Source organism: Xanthocytophaga flava (assembly GCF_030068545.1).
Taxonomy (GTDB): Bacteria; Bacteroidota; Bacteroidia; order Cytophagales; family 172606-1; genus Xanthocytophaga; species Xanthocytophaga flava.
In genome coordinates this window covers 238,261-259,203 of record NZ_JASJOR010000012.1, presented here as the reverse complement: position 1 = coordinate 259,203, position 20,943 = coordinate 238,261, and the positions used below count along the sequence as shown (strand labels likewise).

The following is a 20,943-nucleotide window of genomic DNA, read 5'->3' as shown; positions in this document are numbered from 1 at the left end:
CAGTTTCAAAGTCTTATTAATTCGGTTTGAGAAGAAGGCGCCTAACTGGACTGCATTTCTCTATATGGCTTTCTCTATTCGTTTTTTACGTAAAATCCAACCTCTTAATAAATACTAAACAACTTCAAAGTTAAAATGTATGCAAAAAAATCGGAAGGCAAGAATGTGCTTACCTAAAAGTTTGTGGGAAAGCAGAAAAAAGGGAGTAACCAATCTTACTCCCTTTTCTTTATACTAATAATCTTTTATTCTCCATCTTCCTCCTCATCTGTACTCAATAACGATCTCAATTTGTCAAACTTGGGGTCTACGGTAAACTTACCACTTTTATCGATAATCCCCCATTTGTTATTGACCTTGACAATAGCACTACCATTTACAAACTTTTCAGCAGATTGGAACCTAGGTTCAACAATCTCGTTTCCTTCCATGTCCATATATCCCCAAAGTCCAGACTTTTGTACTCGTGCAATTCCCTCTGAAGCTCCCAATATATTGTCATACTGTGGCTTAACCACCCACTTACCAGACTTATCGATCATACCCCATTTGTTATTTTCACGTGCTCTTCCCAAGCCTCCTGTAAAAGGACTAAGAAAGCCAAAAGTTGGCTGTACTACCCAATTTCCCTGCTTGTCTACCACACCCCATTTTGAATTTCTTACCACAGCGACTCCATCTGAAAAGGCTTTTACAACTGAAAATGACAGATTGCCTAGACGCTGCCCTTTCTTGTCAATCACTATCCAACCTTCTTTTTCCAGAACAAAAGCAACACCATCTCTGAAAGGAATGATGTGATCATATTTTGGTTCAATGGCCCATTGTCCTTTTGTATCCAGATAACCCCACATACTATTTGACCTGGCCATAGCCAAACCACTCGTAAAATCACGTAACCCACCATATGCAGGCTGTATCACCCAATTACCTGTTTTATCTATAAATCCCCAATCTCCACTTTCAGACTTTGCCATAGCCAATCCCTCAGCTGAGAATTTGCGAATAGCGCCAAATATAGCCTTTCCAACAGGACTTCCCGTTGTATCAATTAATCCATGCTTGCCTGGAGTATTACTAAATTCAACTACAGCTACACTACCATCAAAGTTGCGAGCAGACGAAAAACGATAAGGAGTAATCAATTTCCCTTTTTTATCAATGAAGCTCCAAAGACCTTTGCTTTTCACAGCAGCAAATCCATGAGAAAATGGATCTGCATCATCAAAGGAAGGTTCGATTACCCACTTTCCATTGGCATCAACATACCCATACAATCCATTTTCTTTGGCAACAAATAATTTCTGAGCAAATGACTGGCTAAACGCTATAAAAAGAAGCGTAACCAAAAACAACTTTTTCATAGTGAAGATTAAATTTTTTACGACGGTTAAAACCACATGGAGTGGTAACATGTACATTGGAGTGGGATTTACAGACTATTACTTCAAATTAACTGCAAGATAGATCTAAACGCAATCACTAGTTAGTATAATATAGATATTTTTTCTTTTTATACAAGATCAATTATTTAGGTAACTCTGTGTCTATCCTTTGTATCAAAAACACCTAATAGTATCTCAAATGAGCCATTCCACTGAATATCAGACAAAATACAATTTCATACTTGACCAAGTCCTTATGATAGTTTAGCTTGCAAAAAGCCTTTATAATATGACACGTCATTCTTCCCCAAAATATACCCAAACATATACACTCAATTCTTTACCTGGAACACATTTTCTGGTACTTGCACAAAAAGCTGCACAGAAACTTGGATGGGAAAAAACATATATAAATCAGAGTAGTTTTTTTGCGCATGTATTGTCAGAAGATACGATAGAATATGAAGTTCAAATTACACTTGAAGAAGATAAAGCTTATCTTCAAAGTGAGTCTGTCACAAACTCAAATACAATAGCAGACAGAAACAAAGAAAATATACTAATCCTTATTCAAACAATAGAAGAGCTACAAAGTGCAATACAACCAGAAGATCTAACACAACAAGCTTCAGAGTTGCCTTCTACTCTACCGATGGAGACATCAGAAGCATACCATGAAACTGCTTTACCTACAGATCGTGGATGGCTCTGGGCGTTTGTACCTGTAGAAGGTTATTTTGTTACACCTATACTTATCATTCTGAACATTGTCATCTTTATAGCAATGGCATTAGCTGGTGTAGGAATTATTGAACCAGATACGGATAGCCTCATCCAATGGGGAGCTAACTTTAAACCTTATACATTAGATAATCAATGGTGGCGCTTGCTTACCTGTGTATTCATTCATATTGGCATTTTTCATCTCCTTATGAATATGTATGCTCTGATGTTTATTGGAGCATTATTAGAACCTTTTCTGGGGAAACTTCGCTTTCTAACAGCCTATCTACTCACAGGTCTCACAGCCAGTCTGGCGAGCCTATGGTGGCATGACCTTACAGTAAGTGCAGGGGCATCTGGGGCGATATTTGGGATGTATGGCGTATTTCTGGCCATGCTCACCACTAATCTCATAGAAAAAGAAAGCCGGCAATCCTTGTTGGGTAGCATATCTGTTTTTGTTATTTACAACCTTGTGGGAGGGCTCCGTGGCGGGATAGACAATGCTGCCCATATCGGTGGTCTGGTTGGTGGAATTGTAATTGGATATGCACTTTCTCCTAGTCTTCTCAAACCTACTCAGAAACAATTAAATACTTTCTCTCTTGGAGGAATAACGTTATTGATCATTCTATTTTCGTTTGTTGTCTATACCTATATCCCAAATCCTATTGGTGAATATGATACCCGTATGCAAAATTTCTATGACCGCCAGGCAGTAGCCCTCAGGGTATATGAGATGCCAGAAAGTACCCCCAGAGATCAATTACTTATCTCTGTGAGAGATACTGGACTTGTATACTGGAAGCAGAACCTGCAACTAGTAAAAGAAGTGGACAAACTAAACCTTCCAGAAAGTTTCCATGCTAAAAACCAAAAACTGATTCAGTATTGTGATCTCCGAATCAAAAGTTATGAATTGATGTACAAAGCACTTCTGGAAAATACAGATGCGTATGAAAGTCAATTAGATACTTACTATAAGAAACTTGCAACAGTTCTTGAAGATATTAATGGCAAACCTGCAAAGTAGCTAGTATTCGAAATATTTAAATTCCAGATTGACATAATCTAAAGTTGTTGGTATAAGTATTTAGACAGATATTTATATTCATTTTTTAACACATGAATCTATGAGAATAGCTATCATTGGAGCCTCCGGATTTGTTGGCTCTCACCTGCTCACAGAAGCCCTGCAACGGGATCACTATGTAACAGCCATTGTACGACATCCCGAAAAAATCACAACACACCATCCACATCTGATTGTAAAAGCATGTGACATTATGAATACAGAGGCGTTAGTGCCTTTACTAGCAGACAATGATGCCGTACTTAGCGCCTATAATCCAGGCTGGACCAATCCTGCTATCTACGAAGATTTTCTAAAAGGATCTAAATCTATTCAGGAAGCTACCAAAAAGGCAGGCGTTAAACGCCTTCTTACAATAGGTGGTGCAGGTAGCCTATATGTAGCACCTGATACCCAACTGATTGATACCCCTCAATTCCCGGCCGAGTGGAAGCCAGGTGCATTGGCTGCAAGAGATTACCTGAATATCATCAAAGAAGAAAAGGATATTGAATGGACATTCTTAAGTCCGGCAATAGAAATGCATGCAGGTACTTCTGGTAAACGTACAGGACAATACCGCACCGGAACCGACAACCCTGTATTTGATGCCAATGGTACAAGTCGTATTTCTGCAGAAGATCTGGCAGTAGCATTGATTGATGAACTGGAAAATAAACAGTTTCCCAAACAACGTTTTACAGTAGCTTATTAAAGCTACTGTAACATGCTTAAAGGTCTTCACTGTTCGCATAACAAACACTTCTTACCAATTGGCATAGAGGGATGTTTGCATCTTCTCTCAAAAAGTTGTTTCTTGGATTATGTTTATGGCATAAAAACCACAAATCATGATAACAACAGCTATTCCTGAAGTTCCCCAACATCTATTTTACGAACATGGCCAGATGTCAGTGCTATCTTCTGACTTAACTGAGGAAATCAAGACTTTGGCGCTACCTTATGGGAAGGCAGATGTAAAACACTGGCAGTGGGATGATATAGCTATTCATTACACCAAGCACTACTTTGATGATTATTTCTTTTTCGAAAAGAAAAACAATGACAACAAAGTATGCCTGGAATTTAATATGAAAGGAAGCTACCTGATCCGGCATGCAGGTCAGGTATACAATGTCAAAGGTGCCCAGCATAATATAATTTACACGCCTCAGGTTCACAATACATTCCAAAATGGAGACTTGATTGGAGAAACCTTTAAAATACATTTTTCTCCAGAACGATTTCTAAGTATTGCAGAAGACGGAAACGATATACTCAAACGCTTTGCAGATCGAATGATGGAAGGAAATCCTGTTGTATTATCGCCTAATTCACAATCAATTACACCAGAACTGAAGAAAGCTATCCAGGATATTTTGCACTGTCGTTATACAGGTGGACTCAAAAAACTATTTATGCTTTCCAAAAGCATCGAGATTCTGGTTCTGCAGGCAGAATCCTATGACAAAGCAGAACAAAAATCCCACCAGACTATCTATTGTAAAGGTCCCAGAGAACAAGACCAGATTCATTATGCCCGTACATATATGGAACAGCATATGGATACGCCACCCAGCCTCTCAGAACTAGCCCGGATTGTAGGTCTTAATGAATACAAGCTAAAACGAGGATTCAAGGAAATTTATCAGACGACTATTTTTGGATATCTGGCAGATCACCGATTGCTTCAAGCCAGACAATTACTACTGGATACTGCTAAAACAGCCAGTGAAATAGCCTATGAACTAGGTTATTCTTCTCCTCAACATTTTAATAATGCCTTCCGCAAAAAATTTGGTATCACTCCACAAAAACTACGGAATAAATAATTGTTTCAGGACTATATTGAATAGCACATTCTCTAGTCCATCAAAATACTAGTACCCTATCCAAGGAAGACCTTATCCTACCATAAAGCACTCTCCTGCATATATTAGTTTTTATCCGTTTGATGCAATCTCAAGCTCATACTCCGAGGTATTTTTGCATTATAATCAAACAATAACAAACCATGACACAAGCCACAACAGTTCAGAAATCAATTCTGATCAATGCACCAACTGCCAAGGTATGGCACGCCATTACAGATCCTGAGATGATCAAACAACTCTTCTTCGGTACAACAGTTGAATCTGAATGGAAAGTTGGAGGACCCATTGTTTATCATGGCGAATGGGAGGGAAATTCATATATTGATAAAGGTACTATACTACAACTAGAACCAGAGAACAGATTTCAGCATACTTATTGGAGTTCTGTTTCAGGAACAGCAGATGCTCCAGAAAATTACGCTACGATCACCTATGAAATTACACAAGAAGGAAATCAAAGTCGGCTTGCAATAACCCAGGATAATGTAATCTCTGAAACAACAGGAGATGGCTGGCAGCAACTATTGGAAAATCTGAAAAAGATACTGGAGTCAAATTCGTAATGTTTAGTATATTCGTTTTCAACAGATGATATTTTCAATAAAATACAACATCAGAAGTTACTCATGAAAACGTTTTATGCAGAAGACCGGACTCAATGGAGAACATGGCTGGAAACCCATTACCAGTCAGAGAAAGAGATCTATCTGGTTTTTTACAAGAAAGGTACAGGCAAGCCTACTCTGTCGTATGACGAATCCGTAGAAGAAGCACTTTGTTTTGGCTGGATTGATGGTGTACGTAAAACGCTGGATGAACAAAGTTATACTCTTCGGTTTACGCCGCGACGTTTGGGTAGTATCTGGTCATTGGTCAATCGTAACCGATGTGAAAAGTTGATTGCAGATGGTAAAATGACAGAAGCTGGAATAAAGTTTATTGAAGATGCAAAAAAAACAGGACAATGGGACGCTGCTTATAGCTTAAAAGCAGAAACTGCTCTCCCATCAGATCTTCAGGAAGCATTACAGGCTTATCCCAAGGCATGGGAGTTCTTTCAAAAGCTAAGCAACTCCAACAAATTTACTTACGTCCGCCATATGGATCTCAAAAGTCCTGAATTGCGAAAGGCTCGTATCCAGAAAATAGTAGAGCTATGTGAAGCTAATATTAAACCTTATGTGGATGGTAAACCATCTGTCAGAAATCAGTAAAACCCAGGTCTTATCTTCCTTATCTCAGACTTATTACTATCAGAATCTGAGATAAGGAAACTCTAAAAAGCTATCTTTGCATAGCAATGGCTTCCACTTTTTCAATCCACCGATGACGTTGCTGCGGTGTAAGCTTCCTAATCTGATCGATGGTGACTACTTTGGTTTTATTTATCCCACAGAAAGCCAGTACACCTTGTTTCATAACCCAATGTCCGGCATTTTTCATCCACCATCGATAATACCATTTAGGACTATCCATAGTGACCAGTAAGGTAGCAGTTTTGTGTTTTAGCAATTTCTCAGGCAGGGGCTTATCTGATTCATACTTAAAAGCAAAGCCAGGCACAAATACTCTATCAATAAAACCTTTCAGCAAAGCAGGCATTGTCCACCACCAGGTTGGGTATACAAATACAATGTGATCACTCCATGTAATTAGTTCCTGCGCCCGAAGCAAATCCGGTTCCAATAGATTTCCAGAATATCCGTCTTTTAGGCTTACATCAAAATGTAGTTCATACAGATGCAATAGATGGGCTTCACTATTTCTTTTTTGTGCTCCACTATAATAGGCAGCAGCTAATTGTGAACAATAGCTATTTTTATTGGGATGTCCATTGATAATAAGTGTCTTCATATATTGATTATTCTTGATATGAAGGCAAAAGTAGAGGCAGACCAAAAGGTATCTTTTGACAAAAGTCAAAAAGTAATTTGAGTCAGCCGCTTTCTAATACGACTTAGCGTTTCCTGTGTAATACCCAGATAAGAGGCAATATATCCCAATTGTGCTTTCTGCAAAATAACAGGATGTGCATTCTGAATCAGTAACTCATAGCGTTTACCTGCAGGAAGCATCTGAAGAATATAGTTTCGTTCTTCCATACAGGCATAAGCTTCTTCTATAACTTTTCTGTAGATAGATTCCCACTTAGGCAAATGATTAAACAAGTCTTGTACATCTTTATACTCTATCACCAGCAATTGACTATCTGTTAAAGCTCTAATATTCTCAAAGGAGGGATGTTGATTCCTAAAACTTGGAAATGAGACTACAAATGAATCATGATAGCCAAAATGGGTAGTAACTTCACTACCACCTTCATTCAAACTATAAGTTCTGAGCAAACCTGTACACACAAAACTCAAAGAATGACACATCTGTCCTTGTTTCAACAGAAAATCAGATTTTACAATAGCCTTATAGGAGAATTTTGCTTTTATAAATTCCCATTCTTCTTCTGTTAACGACTCATGTCGTACTAACTCCGTTTTTAGTTGTTCATATAAATCATCCATTGGACTGAACTATTTAATCTATTATCCTATAAAGAAACGCAAAAAGGCATTATGAATAAACATAATACGTTTTTGCATTTCTTATTGTGATCTAACTTCAGGGTCTCTTCAGTAATTCTTCCAGGGAATATACTTCACCATTCTTAATTACAGTCTCCACATTCCAGGCATCCCGGATTTGTGTGAGGGGATCACCTGTTACAATGACCAGATCGGCAAGCTTGCCAGGCTCTACCGATCCGAGATCCTTACTAACGCCGACAGCTTCTGCTGCCCATAAAGTGGCTGATCGAAGTGCTTCAAATGGGGTAACACCCCCATCTACCCAGCATTGTAGTTCGGTATGTAAGCTGGTACCATAGGGGACAAAAGGGCTATCTGTTCCGGTTGTCACATGGGCACCAGCAGCAATCAGGCGCTTTACAGTACTCTGGAGGCTGGCAAAATTTGTCAGGAAACCGGGATACAATTTAGCAATCTGTCCTGTACTAGCTTTCATACTGGCAGTGAATTCAGGAGAATAAAAGGTTGTATACTGACGATTCTCATATAATGCAGGATATTTGGCCGCCATAGCATGAAAACCACCTTGCAAAGCAGCTGTAGGAGTGATATTCATTTCTGACTTTGCTAATAGTTCAATTACATCCTGATAGGTACGATTTACAGCTGAGATCTTAGGGGAGTATCCTCTGCGGCTAGTTCCGCCGATATGCTCCACTGCATCAACAGCATAACCCATTGCCGGATAAATTTCATGGGACGAAACCGGAATCCCATGTGCATGTGCAAAGGTTGTGATCCGTTGCTGCATCAAATCAGGCATACGTACATAGGTTTTAATCAGATCATATTCTAAACGAATAGATCTCTTTAATTCCAGTTCCAGATGAGCTTCCGAATGAATGCTGGTAGCTAAACCATAGTAGATACGGCTGCCATCAGTAAGCCCTCCTGTAAAAAATTGTCGGGGACCTTTTCGTACGCCACTTGCCCACGATTCTTTTCGTTCCAATGCGTCATAAGGATCTGCTCCAGGCTCTCGTATAGAGGTAATACCATAGGATAACCAAAGTCTGCCTTGTTTCTCTCCCGTCATGGCATATTGATGAGTATGCATCTCAAATAACCCAGGAATTACCGTTTTGTCAGATGCATCAATTACCTTCCCTGTACGTCCTGTCTGATGAGGAACTATTTCTTTAATTCGATTGCCGTCAATCACAATGTCTACATCTTTCTGATAAGTAGCAGAAAGCCCATTAAATAACTGACCGGCATGTACTACGATACGTTCTGAGGGCTGTTTATACTGCCAGGTAAGATGCATAGGAATAACTTCTATTTTACCATCTGTAACAGATACTTGTTTCAGTGTGTCAGTAGCCAAAAAAACAATACGCTGAGAGTCACCTGTCCAGCTAGGTACTTCTGCCAATTCATTAGTCAGACGCATAGGAGGTCCGATCAAATTTCCGGATAGATCTACAGGTACCATCCATAACAGCCCATCCAGTGTATAAGCCATTTTACTCCCATCAGGAGACCATACAGGACCATTCTTTCCCCGCATTGCCAATGTATTGTCAGGGACAGGTGAAACATACCGATCACGCTTTCCATCCAGAGATACCAGCAAAATCTCACTAACTCCTTCACGATACCGGGATGAATACACTTGTAGTGATGAAATAGCAATCGTCTTATTATCAGCAGACCAGCTTGGCTGACTGGGAACGAACAATGATTCATGTACTTTCTCAATCTTTCCAGAAGATAAATTGATCAGACTCAATGTCCCTCTCCCCCATGCATTGCGTGGATCGCCTTGATAAAAGGCAATTTTAGTACCATCTGGCGACCAGGCAGGAAAGTTGAGATCATCCGGCAGATCTACCAGGCAACTATCTTTTCCAGTCTTCATATTACGTATCCAAAGATCCATCCCACCATTACGATCAGAGATATATACCAGGTGTGAACCATCCGGCGACCATGCAGGATCAACATCCAGGTAAGGATCATGGGTAATTGCCATAGGTTCAGCCTTTCCGTTTTCCAATATCCAGATATCACTTAATGCAGCAAAGGCAATCCGTCGCCCATCAGGTGATACCACAGGGCCTTTGATACCTTTAACGGCCATAGAACCATGGTTATCAAGAATATATCTTTTACGAGCATAGCTTCGTTTTGGTATGGTTACAATTGCTTTAAAAGGAATACTCTTAAAGCCTTTTTTCCCTACTTTCCTTCGTTTGATTTGTCCATCTGCACTATACAAAAACTCATCGGCAGATAACCACTCAGCTCGAAAAGGAAAAACATCCTCCTGTGGATCACTCAAGATAAGTTTATTACCATCAGATACACGAATCTGTTCCAGAAAGCTGCCTTGCGCAGAAAAGGCATTATAGGATATATGTGTACCTGTACTATTCCAGGCAGGTGCAGATAACTTTCCATCTACCTTAGAAACCAAATTCTCTTTTCCATTATCCTCTCTCACATAAACACCAGGACCTGTACTACGTTCAGAGATAAATACTATACGTGTACCTTCAGCATTATAGGCTGGACAGTAATCATTTGCGATATCTGTTGTAAGTTGTATTATCTTACCTGATTTCATATCCAGTTGCCAGATATCATAATTGTCAGCTCTGTCAGAAGAAAAGACCAGACTCTTTCCGTCTGGCGCCCAATGAGGTTCACGATCATCATACACACCAAATGTTTGTTGCTTCAATCCACTTCCATCTTTCTTTACTGTCCAGATGTGGTAAGTTCCATCCCGAAACGACTGAAAAGCAATCTGACTCCCATCCGGAGACCAGGCTGGCTGGCGATTATCACCAAAAGCATCTGTAACCGGATGTGCTTCGCCTCCTGTTACAGATAGTACCCAGATGGTTCCCTGAACATCCAATGCCAGCCATTTTCGATCTGGAGATATACTTATCGCCATATTAGTTCCCTCAGTAAGGGTAACTTTTAGCGAATCAGCAAATGAGGTGGGATTATTTGCAAAAGATGGGTCTGGTGTGTAACACAGTAGAAGTGATCCAAGGATTACACAAACCCATAGTGGTAGTTTAAATGAAAACGTCATAGGATGTATGGTAGGAAGTGTTGAATAGTAAAATTAAACCTTCTACACTAACATCAAAATATTTTACGGCATAACAACAAAAAATCAGTATTATATTTTACAAAAAACATATATCCCATACATATAATCAAACAAAAAGCTATAAAATCACAATTCGATTTTTCTACCATTATATAAAAAAAGCCGGACTCAGTAACTGAATCCGACTTTTAGCGCCAATCCAAAATATATATTTGTTAGTTTGCAGTCACAGAAAAACTGTTTGTAGTATAATTAAGTCCTCCATTGGATGAGGTGATCTCATACCCAAACTGCACATTGCCAACAGTAATATCACCTATCCATCCTTTACTCTTAATCCAGTTCAGTATAGCTTTAATGTCTACCGTTGCATTATTTGTTTTAGTAGTAGCCAAAAAAGAGAAAACTTCATTCGAGCCATTATTTCCCCGGAATACATTCCAGGTACGTCCTCCTACATTCACATTAGTAAATACAGGAACGGCATCGCCTGCTGCACTCCAATTATAGGAGATAGGTTTTACATTACCACTACCGCTGGATGTTCCTGTATAGTTCATCCATAACATAATCTCATACGCATTAGCACTATCCCAAATATCATAGGCAGACTCCCAAGCACCACCACTTGGTGTAGTAGCACTGAATGTACTAGAACAGGTAGACAACGCACTCAATTTTTTGCCAACATATTTGGTAGCATTAGGATACGATTTAATACCTCCTGTGTTGGGATGGTTTGCCCATACACCCCAATTGCTGTATGAATTAGCCCAGATTGTTTGTGCCCCTGCTCCACTTCCCCAGATGTTATTATATAAAGTATACCCACCATTGGTCCAGGTAGCCCATTGAGCGGAAGATGACCAGTTGGCTTTTACTTCGGACTTTACAGAAACACTCGCTTCTTTCTGACATGCACTTAGTAGACCAGCCAAAACAAATACTAATAAAATTCTTTTCATAAAATAGATTGATAGTAGTGAAAGAGGATTATTATTACTGAAGTTGTTTTGTATGGTGAGAAACTACTAGTGATACCTAGTATCTTATTGCACAAATTTTTTGTTTTTTTGTACTATTTACATCAGTAGAATACCCCAAAAAGAAAATTCAGGGAAAACCCTGATACAGTTTGTTCTGACTAATTATCCTATGTATATGTCTATTGGCAAAATAGTGTTCTCTTTTTCTTTGACTATTTTATTCTCTTTTCAGGGAATGAGTCAAATTAAGCCATTCCGAACACTATATGATAGTACTAGCCAATTAACCATTTATCTATACCAGAAAACAGACACTGTCTTTCAAAAGAAGACTAAGCAGAAAATAGTACAGTCAGATACGTTATGTACCTATTCTTCGCCGGAAACTTCCCAACAACGTTTACTGGGAGTCCATATGAGATACACATATGGCGCTAAAACACTTCATGGTATCTGTAACCTGCCATTACTGATTCAAACTTCATTATTTAAAAAGGAGATCGATACTCTGGAAAAGAAAGACAACTTCTTTCAGACTCAAAAACCTTATACTATCCCAACAATAACAGATATACAACTCTGGCAATTTTTTCTTAAACCAATCAGCGACTGTGAAGGTGGCTTATTCAGAGGTTTGAATACATATGACCCTGTAGGCTTCTCTTTTGGCTTTTTACAGTTTGCAGCCAATGGGCGTGGTAAAGACAGTACATTTGCAGAATATTTCAGGCAAGTACTTATTTCGCCTAAAGGACATGCCCTTTTTCCCAATCTGACTATCACAGACAAGTACAGACAGTTCAGGGATACGGTTTCCAGGAGAATGTACCGAACATCAGATTTTATGCCCCGCCCAAATGAAGCTCGCCCTCATCCACTTCGCCAGCTTCTCAATCCAGACTCTAGCCGAATTGATGATAAGGAACTTATCAATGCAGCCAAATTCCTTTATCTGGTAGATTCTGACACATCCTTCAGAACAATACAGGTGCGATTAGCTATAAAGTGGGCTAAACAAATCTTAAACAGCTATTGGAGTAAGAGTCAGGAAGCAGGTTTCTCAGCATTAGATATAAATGGGCAATCCTTCAAAGTATGTATAGTCTTAGTAGATCTGATTCATCATGGAAGGGCACGATTTGAAGATATACAGAAAGTATTATCCCAACCCCAAGCGGATGAACAAACAATGATCAATAAATTACTGGCATTGGATACTAATGACTCTGGAAAACGAGCGAAGGAATTGAAACTAGCATTACAGAAATTAAATATGCCTGCTATTACAGGTCTGGTATGTATCCGAAAAGAAGGTGACTGGGTATTTGAAAAGAAAAAGTAGAAAGCCTAGCGACTGCCAAATTCCTGCACCCAATAAGTCTCGGATCTACCCGCACCCATTTCAGTATACAATGTATCCATCATAGTTTTACAATGACTTTCGCTTGCTTTCCAGTCATCTATTACCCTCTGCATAGAAGAATATCCCCGGGCGATATTTTCACCAATATATAATCCGGAATAACCAACCTGCTGAGCCCGTTGAATAGGAGAAGTACCTTCAGGAGAGATATGGTCAAAATAGTCTCTCTTATCCATATCTAAGGCATGGTTATCAGCAGCACTAGCCAGTGTATCGTTCCATGTTAACTCTTGTGCAGGAGGTATCCAGTCAGACCCGCATTGACATCCGGCAGTACGTATTGTGTTTACCAGAGTCAGCATACTACGCATATCCTCTACATCCTTCTCTTCTTTCTGGCATCCCACCATAAAAAACGAAGTTAGAATAAAACATGAAATCAGATATTTATAGATACGCATTTATTTGCCACGAACATGTCTATACAAAAACTCCCCGAAAACAGATTTCCGGGGAGTTAAATTCTTAGCGACTAAAATCATCCTGCACTCTCACAATATCAGCCTCATCAGATGGATGATCGGCATTTGTATGTTGCCAGATTTCTGCAACAACACCCCATGTATCCAATCCAATCAACCGGTGGCGTTCTCCTTGTTTAAGAGTTATCAGTTCACCATTCTGGTATGTTTTAGGTTCGGTTTGCTCATCGGTATCACTTTGAGCAACGGCTATAGGGCCATCTACTACACGCCATACTTCCGCACGACGGAAATGGTATTGCCAGGATAAACGTTTCTGAGGTCCTACTACCAGAATCTTAGGACTTAACCGTGCTCCCTGCAGAAGGCTATTTGCAGGCAGAGATGGAAAATAGGTTTCAATAAATTTTTGAGTCTGGGATTCATCTATTACAAAAAAGCCACCCCAGGGACGGGTAAAATCAGAAGAGGCAACAGTGAAGCCCTTTTCTGAGAGTTGCTGGGCTATTTTTGAAAAGATTTCAGTTGTCATGGTTTAGGATAATTATATGATAAATAACGGTATACAAAGTTCAACGTCGCAAAAGTATAAAAATAGCAACGCTTTCTATTTTACACAGCCCATTTTTTTAAGCATTCTCAAAAGTTCAGAGGATCAAAGTGTTTAAAATGACCATTCATTCGAATCCGTTCTTTCATAGCTTCCATATTTTCCATTACGGGAATAGTTTTTTCCAAATGCTTCAACAAATAGCGTTGCCGGTCTTTTTCTGAAGTTATTTTTAATAACTCATATTCGCTTTCCACAGAGAGTCCTACCTTGTGTGCAATATGATATGAAAAATAGTCATAATCGGTAATTCGTAACTTTAATTCAGCCTGCAGCAACTTATACAATATTTTGACCTTAGACATTAGTTCTGCTACCAGTTCAGATTGAGGATCTCCCCAAATTGTTAAGATTTCCACATCACCAGCAGCATATAGTTTACCGCTTGTAGGATTCTCAAAACGCTGAATTTTAAATACCTCCAGTCCTTCTGTTTCAATATCCATCTTCCCATCATCATAACGCTGGCGCAGATTGGTCACACGCATTTCAGTGCCATATTGTTGAATCTGATTATTTATAAAAGCTGGTATACCAAATGTAGTACCATTCTGTAGACACTCATTGATCAGTTGCTGATAGCGAGCTTCAAAAATATGCAGGTTTATCCTTTCTCGGGGATAAGCTACGAGAGTAAGTGGAAATAATGGAAGGAATTTTGTTTTCATCATATTCTAGTTCGGAGGCAACAGGGCATCAAAAAGATTATCTACTCATTAAAGCCGATCTTAGCCTGTTTCCAAAGAGTCTAACCATGTCTGACTTTAGTCGTTTACTGGTTGGCTTTTTCTACGCGAATTCCAACACTCATAACCTCTGGAAGTGGATCTTTCCGCATATACTGTTTGATTTTAAATGTATATGCACCCTTTTGTGGAAACTTAAATTTAGTAAGCGAGATAACCCGATTATCAAATATATCCCCCAGACCTTCTCCAAGAGGCTTCCCTGTCTGTGTATCCATCAATAGTAACTCCTGTAGTTGAGATGACAGTTGTTTTCCGCTGGCATCTGTCAGATAGTAGGTTACAAACAGGTTATAATAAGGATATGAGACAGAATTTCGAATATTATAATAGATATTATAGGGAATAGAAGGATCTTCAATAGTAAAAGTAAAGGTTTGTACGCTATCAATAAACCATTGATTTTCAGGAATATCATGGTATTGCTCATACACCCGTTCTGTATCACAGGCCCAGCAAAGTCCGAGTAAAAAAATTCCAAAAATCTGTATCAGCCTTTTTCTTATAGTAATCAGAGAATGAGATAATATCATGTGTATACTTGGAGCTAGAGTCGTGTAACAGATAAGAATCCAGCAAATCAATACTACACAACCTGTGCTATATTGATCTGCTGGATTTATTTTCGCTAAATTTTTCTCAGAAAGATCAGTTTTCAAAATAGAAAAGCTTAACGGCGCTTCTTCTTAAATTTCTTTTTATCTTTCTCTTTATCATTCAACCGCTTATCAAGTTTGGCCAGATCACTATTGATAGGAGCTGCTTCTATTATCGCCAGTTCATTTTCGAATAATGATTCAGGTGTAATACCATTTCGGTTCATAATTAGAATCTCATTAACACGTTCTACACCCAATGGATGCCAGGTCGTTTCTTCATGATATCCAAACCAAAGAATCTTCTTAAAAATGTCGGTCTTCTGTAAATAAGCATGGCCCTTTTTAGTTTTCAGAGGCTCTTCTATTGTAGGAATTCCCTGCAAAGCTTCCATATAAGTCTCCAGCTCATAGTTAAGGCAACACTTTAACCTTCCGCATTGCCCGGAAAGTTTTGTTGGATTAAGCGAAAGATTTTGGTATCGGGCAGCAACTGTAGATACAGCTTTGAAATCATTCAACCAGGTGGAACAACATAATTCCCGACCACAGGAACCTATGCCTCCCAGTCTGCCAGCTTCCTGACGCAAACTAATCTGGCGCATCTCTACCCGTACTTTAAATTCTGCAGCCAGAATCTTAATCAGTTCTCTGAAATCAACCCGATCATCTGCTGAGTAGAAAAATGTAGCCTTGGTATTATCGGACTGATATTCTACATCTGAGAGTTTCATTTGTAGATTCAAGTCACGAATAATCTCACGAGTACGAAACATTGTAGGCAATTCCCGAGCTTTTGTCTGTTCATGCTTTTCAATGTCTTTTTCTGTCGCGATCCGATAAATCTGTCTGATTTCTTCATTATCCTGCACACCTTTCTTTTTCATTTGCAGACGAACCAAATCCCCCTGCAATGAAACTATCCCCAGGTGATGTCCTCCTGGTACCTCTACAATTACCTGGTCTCCCGTAAATAATTCCAGATAATTTGAGTTACGAAAAAACTCTTTCCGTCCTCCTTTAAAGCGTATTTCTATAATATTAAAACGCTGTTCCAAAGGAATATCCATATTCCCCAGCCAGTCAAAAACATTCATCTTATTGCAACCACCTGTCTCGCAGCCGGTTGCTCCAGTTCCATTAGAAGCTGTGCTACACCCTGTACATGCCATATTATTTTATATAAAATCGGCTTTCGCCTACGTGGAAAAAATTCTGAAAGCTTTACTCAAAACCAGGACCCATCCAACTACCGAAAAGATTAATGTATTTAGAAGAACAATACTCTTCATCCTTTCTGTTGTTTCCTGATTCTGAATTTACCCTTCAAAATCAAATTTACTTACTTATCTTCAATAAATCCAATCCTATATCTTTGCGATAATATTTCCCCTCCCATTGTATCCGTTCTGCAGCCTGATTAGACTTAGCCAATGCCTGACGGATATCTGCTCCATATGCTGTTAACGCCATTACACGTCCTCCATCTGTTACCACCCGATTGTCAGAAGTTAGTTTTGTGCCTGCATGAAATACCAGTACATTCTCCACTTTTCCTGTATCTGAGATAACCTTTCCTTTTTCATAGTCTCCCGGATAGCCTCCGGAAACAAGCATTACTGTAGTAGCAATACGAGGCACAAACTGAATTCGTTTTTCAGACAGCGTACCATTAGCAGTAGCGACCAATAACTCAACTAAGTCTGACTGAATACGAGGGATTACTACTTCTGTTTCAGGATCACCCATACGTGCATTATACTCAATTACATAAGGTTCTCCATCTACATTTATTAATCCAAAGAATATAAAGCCAACATAGGAAATATTTTCTTTATACAAACCTTCTATTGTTGGCCATATAATTCGTTCATCTATTTTCTGCATGAATTCCCTATCCACAAATGGTACAGGAGAAACAGCACCCATTCCACCCGTATTTAGTCCTGTGTCTCCTTCTCCTATCCGTTTGTAATCTTTGGCTTCAGGCAATATTTTGTAATCTTTACCATCTGTAAGTACAAAGACAGAAAGCTCTATTCCAGTCAGGTATTGTTCAATTACTACACGGCTACTGGCATCTCCAAACTTCTGATGAGCCAACATATCTGTAAGTGTCTCATGTGCTTCTTTATAGCTTTGCGCAATAATTACACCTTTTCCTGCTGCTAATCCATCCGCTTTGAGTACAATAGGCAATTCCTGCTTATCAATATATTCGAGTCCTTCTTCTAATTGTTCAGGAGTAAATGTCTGGTAACGGGCTGTAGGAATATTGTGTCGCTGCATAAATTGCTTTGAAAAATCCTTGCTCCCTTCCAGTTGAGCCCCTTCCTTACCAGGTCCTACAATCAACACGTGTTTGAGATCTTCTCTTTCCTCAAATATATTTCGAATACCGCGTACCAATGGTTCTTCCGGACCAACTACCACAAGCTCAATGGCTTCCTTCAACACAAAATCCGTAATGGCAGTAAAGTCATTCACCCCAATAGCAACATTAGTTGCTATCTCATGAGTTCCTGCATTTCCAGGTGCGACAAATAACTGTGAACACAAAGGACTTTGCTTGATCTTCCACGCTAAAGCATGCTCTCTACCACCAGAACCAAGAATAAGTATTTTCATAAAAAGGAATAAGAGACGTTATGTATAAAAACAGAGTTGGCAGATTCTACTCAATGCAGTTAGCTTAAACAAACAGGTAGAATCAGATTATCTAAAAGCCATAAAAGGCGTTAGCTGCGCAAAATTAAGATTTCACCTGTATAAAAAAAGGCCTTAGCAAAGAATTGGCAGGGCATAAGATTGAACAAACTTCAGATAAAGTGTCTAAATACACTTTGTAGCCATAGCTCAAGGTGTCTTCGCATTTACAATTATATACTACGCTAACAAACAAAAGACCTCTTTCCAGAGTGAAAAGAGGTCTTTTAAGAAAAGAATGCTACATTTTCTAGTTGGCAACTTCCGAAAGGAATTTAATCCGCATAAGTCGTAATTCTTCTTCACTAAAATCATCCCCCATCTCGGCTAGTGCTACTTTCATACTGTCTGTTTCTGCAGAAATAAAGTAATCCCAGATATCCTGTTGTTTGTCTTCATCTAAAATCTGATCAATATAATAATCCAGATTAAGACGTGTTCCAGAATAACAAATATGCTCTATCTCTTCTATTAAATCAGCCATAGTCAAAACTTTTGACTCTGCGATTTCATCCAGATTGATTTTCCTGTCAATTTGTTGAATGATAAAGATCTTGGTCTTAGACTTATTAGCGGTAGACTTGATCAAGACATCCGAATCTGTCTCTATATCATTTTCAGCAACATATTTAGCTATTAGTTCCAGAAATGGTTTACCAAATTTAGCAACCTTTCCTCCTCCAACACCATTAATCTGTGCTAGTTCCTCTTTGGTTGTGGGATAGGTGGTAGCCATCTCTTCCAGAGAAGGGTCCTGAAAAATAACGTACGGAGGTAAGCCCTTCTCTTTCGCAATCTTTTTACGAAGTGCTTTCAGCATTTCGAATAAAGTCTCATCGGCAGCACGTGGAGTAGATGGATTGCCAGCATCATTATCATCCTCATCACTTTCTTCATCTACATTTGAATAATCATGATCCTTAGTCAGCGTGACAGGATAAGGATTGTCTACGAATTCCAGTCCTTTAGCAGACGGACGCGCAATGCCAATTACATCTACATCTTTTTCCAGGAAGTTATAAATGGTAATCTGACGATACACAGAAGTCCAATAGGCAACATCTTTTTCTGCTCCTACACCAAATAGCTTAAGTTTATCATGTCCGTAGCTTATTACATAATCATTTTTAACTCCACGTAAAACATCTACAAGATGTGGCACCCCAAAACGTGACTCTGTCTGTATTACAGCCTGAACTGCCAGCACTACATCATCCTGCGCCTCAAATTTCTCACGAGGTTTCAGACAGTTGTCACAATAGCCACAATCGTGATCCAGTTGCTCACCAAAATAATGCAGAAGCTGACGACGACGACATACAGAAGACTCAGCATAAGCAGCCATCTCCTGTAAGAGATGTTTGGCATTATCCCGCTCTGTAACAGGTTTGTCTTTATTAAATTTCTCCAGTTTCAGAATGTCATTGTAACTATAGAACATGATACAGTTACCTTCCAATCCATCACGACCAGACCGTCCTGTTTCCTGATAATATCCTTCCAGCGACTTTGGAGCATCGTAGTGAATAACAAAACGAACATCTGGTTTGTCAATTCCCATCCCAAATGCGATAGTAGCCACAATTACATCTACATCTTCATTCAAAAATGCATCCTGGTTAGCCATACGAATTGACGCATCCAGACCAGCATGATAAGGCAACGCTTTAATGTCATTTACACTGAGTAACTCAGCGATCTCTTCTACTTTCTTGCGGCTAAGGCAATAGATAATACCTGATTTACCTTTGTGGTTTTTTATATACTTAATTAATTGTTTCTTCGCATCAACTTTTGGACGTACTTCGTAGTAAAGATTTTTGCGGTTAAAGGAAGATTTAAAAAGTTCCGCATCATCCATGTCCAGGTTTCTCTGAATGTCAGTCTGGACTTTAGGGGTTGCCGTAGCTGTAAGGGCAATAATTGGAAGGTTTTTACCTAAATTTTCAATAATACCTCTAATCTTGCGGTATTCCGGACGGAAATCATGTCCCCATTCAGAAATACAATGTGCTTCGTCTACTGCAACAAATGAGATATTAGCTCTTTTGAGAAGGTCAATATTTTCTTCTTTGGTTAGAGATTCAGGTGCTACATATAAAAGCCTGATCTCACCATTCAATACATCTTTTTTAACTTTTGTAATTTCCGCTTTACTGAGAGTAGAATTTAAAAACTGGGCATTGATACCAACTGCGTTTAACTGATCTACCTGATTTTTCATTAAAGCAATCAGGGGTGAAATTACAATGGCAGTCCCAGACATTACAATAGCAGGTAACTGGTAACACAATGATTTACCTGCCCCTGTTGGCATAATTACAAACGTATTGCGTCCCGCTAAAATACTTTGAATAATTTCTTCCTGGGTTCCGCGAAACTGGCTATAGCCAAAAACGTCTTTAAGGGTTTCTTTTATTTGAGATAACTCGTCCGTCAACATCTGAATCTTTCTGAAGGTAGATAACTTTTATATTTTTAACGATGATTAGCGTGTGCTGGTAAAACTTTTGCATCAAGTCTTATGTCAAAATTGCTAAAAAAGCGTTGCTTTGCAAACTTTATTTTGCAGTTCATGAGGTAAGCTATGAAATATTTTTCAACAATTCAACTATATATAATTAGTTACAAATGAAAGTATTAGAAACTTCTCAAAGTTTGACAGGTTGGTTACTATTCTTACATTTGCCGAATATAGGGGAGCTTTCTTACAGTAAGTTAAATGGCAAAAGACGCATTCTATAAAATAAA

General features: G+C 39.0%; 18 protein-coding genes. 6 read left to right on the top strand and 12 right to left on the bottom strand.

Annotated features, from left to right (window positions below; all coding sequences use genetic code 11):
• Window positions 1-245: 245 nt before the first annotated feature.
• Window positions 246-1,364 (bottom strand): WG repeat-containing protein, encoded by a 1,119-nt coding sequence (locus QNI15_RS19070; protein WP_314033042.1) that lies wholly within the window; start codon window positions 1,362-1,364, stop codon window positions 246-248.
• A gap of 310 nt (window positions 1,365-1,674) precedes the next feature.
• Here QNI15_RS19070 and QNI15_RS19065 point away from each other — a divergent pair, with 310 nt between their 5' ends.
• The 5 genes from QNI15_RS19065 to QNI15_RS19045 all read left to right on the top strand — a co-directional run bounded on the left by QNI15_RS19065 (window position 1,675) and on the right by QNI15_RS19045 (window position 6,268).
• A complete protein-coding gene (locus QNI15_RS19065) occupies window positions 1,675-3,141 on the top strand; it encodes a rhomboid family intramembrane serine protease (protein WP_314033041.1) in 1,467 nt (488 codons plus the stop codon).
• A gap of 100 nt (window positions 3,142-3,241) precedes the next feature.
• On the top strand, window positions 3,242-3,895 hold the full coding sequence (locus QNI15_RS19060) for an NAD(P)-dependent oxidoreductase (protein WP_314033039.1): 654 nt from the start codon (window positions 3,242-3,244) through the stop codon (window positions 3,893-3,895).
• A gap of 136 nt (window positions 3,896-4,031) precedes the next feature.
• Entirely contained in the window at window positions 4,032-5,012 is a 981-nt protein-coding gene (locus tag QNI15_RS19055; protein WP_314033037.1) for a helix-turn-helix transcriptional regulator, read from the top strand.
• A gap of 182 nt (window positions 5,013-5,194) precedes the next feature.
• A complete protein-coding gene (locus QNI15_RS19050; RefSeq protein ID WP_313997642.1) occupies window positions 5,195-5,617 on the top strand; it encodes an SRPBCC domain-containing protein in 423 nt (140 codons plus the stop codon).
• Between the two features lie 63 nt (window positions 5,618-5,680).
• A complete protein-coding gene (locus tag QNI15_RS19045) occupies window positions 5,681-6,268 on the top strand; it encodes a YdeI/OmpD-associated family protein (protein WP_313997640.1) in 588 nt (195 codons plus the stop codon).
• A gap of 70 nt (window positions 6,269-6,338) precedes the next feature.
• On the opposite strand, the gene QNI15_RS19040 is transcribed toward QNI15_RS19045, so the two are convergent.
• From QNI15_RS19040 to QNI15_RS19025, 4 genes are all read right to left on the bottom strand, one after another.
• Window positions 6,339-6,908, bottom strand: coding sequence for an NAD(P)H-dependent oxidoreductase (locus tag QNI15_RS19040; RefSeq protein WP_314033035.1), 570 nt, complete (start codon window positions 6,906-6,908; stop codon window positions 6,339-6,341).
• A 65-nt stretch (window positions 6,909-6,973) separates the two neighbouring features.
• The gene (locus QNI15_RS19035; protein WP_313997635.1) at window positions 6,974-7,570 is read right to left on the bottom strand and encodes a Crp/Fnr family transcriptional regulator; all 597 of its coding nucleotides are present in this window, start codon (window positions 7,568-7,570) and stop codon (window positions 6,974-6,976) included.
• 97 nt (window positions 7,571-7,667) lie between these two features.
• Window positions 7,668-10,682, bottom strand: coding sequence for an amidohydrolase family protein (locus QNI15_RS19030; protein WP_314033033.1), 3,015 nt, complete (start codon window positions 10,680-10,682; stop codon window positions 7,668-7,670).
• Between the two features lie 236 nt (window positions 10,683-10,918).
• Window positions 10,919-11,668 (bottom strand): GH12 family glycosyl hydrolase domain-containing protein, encoded by a 750-nt coding sequence (locus QNI15_RS19025; protein WP_314033031.1) that lies wholly within the window; start codon window positions 11,666-11,668, stop codon window positions 10,919-10,921.
• Window positions 11,669-11,858: 190 nt separating this feature from the next.
• Between QNI15_RS19025 and QNI15_RS19020 the strand changes: the two genes are divergently transcribed.
• Window positions 11,859-13,031, top strand: coding sequence for a hypothetical protein (locus QNI15_RS19020; RefSeq protein ID WP_314033030.1), 1,173 nt, complete (start codon window positions 11,859-11,861; stop codon window positions 13,029-13,031).
• Window positions 13,032-13,036: 5 nt separating this feature from the next.
• Here the strand turns inward: QNI15_RS19020 and QNI15_RS19015 are convergent, their stop codons facing one another.
• The 7 genes from QNI15_RS19015 to recQ form a co-directional block, all read right to left on the bottom strand.
• A complete protein-coding gene (locus QNI15_RS19015) occupies window positions 13,037-13,513 on the bottom strand; it encodes a CAP domain-containing protein (protein WP_314033029.1) in 477 nt (158 codons plus the stop codon).
• A gap of 64 nt (window positions 13,514-13,577) precedes the next feature.
• Window positions 13,578-14,066 (bottom strand): phosphoheptose isomerase, encoded by a 489-nt coding sequence (locus QNI15_RS19010; protein ID WP_313997624.1) that lies wholly within the window; start codon window positions 14,064-14,066, stop codon window positions 13,578-13,580.
• 107 nt (window positions 14,067-14,173) lie between these two features.
• The gene (locus QNI15_RS19005; protein WP_313997621.1) at window positions 14,174-14,815 is read right to left on the bottom strand and encodes an LON peptidase substrate-binding domain-containing protein; all 642 of its coding nucleotides are present in this window, start codon (window positions 14,813-14,815) and stop codon (window positions 14,174-14,176) included.
• A gap of 101 nt (window positions 14,816-14,916) precedes the next feature.
• Complete coding sequence (locus QNI15_RS19000) at window positions 14,917-15,423, bottom strand: gliding motility lipoprotein GldH (RefSeq protein ID WP_313997619.1); 507 nt, start codon at window positions 15,421-15,423, stop codon at window positions 14,917-14,919.
• 137 nt (window positions 15,424-15,560) lie between these two features.
• On the bottom strand, window positions 15,561-16,658 hold the full coding sequence (locus QNI15_RS18995) for a PSP1 domain-containing protein (protein WP_313997617.1): 1,098 nt from the start codon (window positions 16,656-16,658) through the stop codon (window positions 15,561-15,563).
• 166 nt (window positions 16,659-16,824) lie between these two features.
• Window positions 16,825-18,114 (bottom strand): phosphoribosylamine--glycine ligase, encoded by a 1,290-nt coding sequence (gene purD, locus QNI15_RS18990; RefSeq protein WP_313997615.1) that lies wholly within the window; start codon window positions 18,112-18,114, stop codon window positions 16,825-16,827.
• Window positions 18,115-18,442: 328 nt separating this feature from the next.
• A complete protein-coding gene (recQ, locus tag QNI15_RS18985) occupies window positions 18,443-20,635 on the bottom strand; it encodes a DNA helicase RecQ (protein ID WP_313997613.1) in 2,193 nt (730 codons plus the stop codon).
• Window positions 20,636-20,943: the final 308 nt, after the last annotated feature.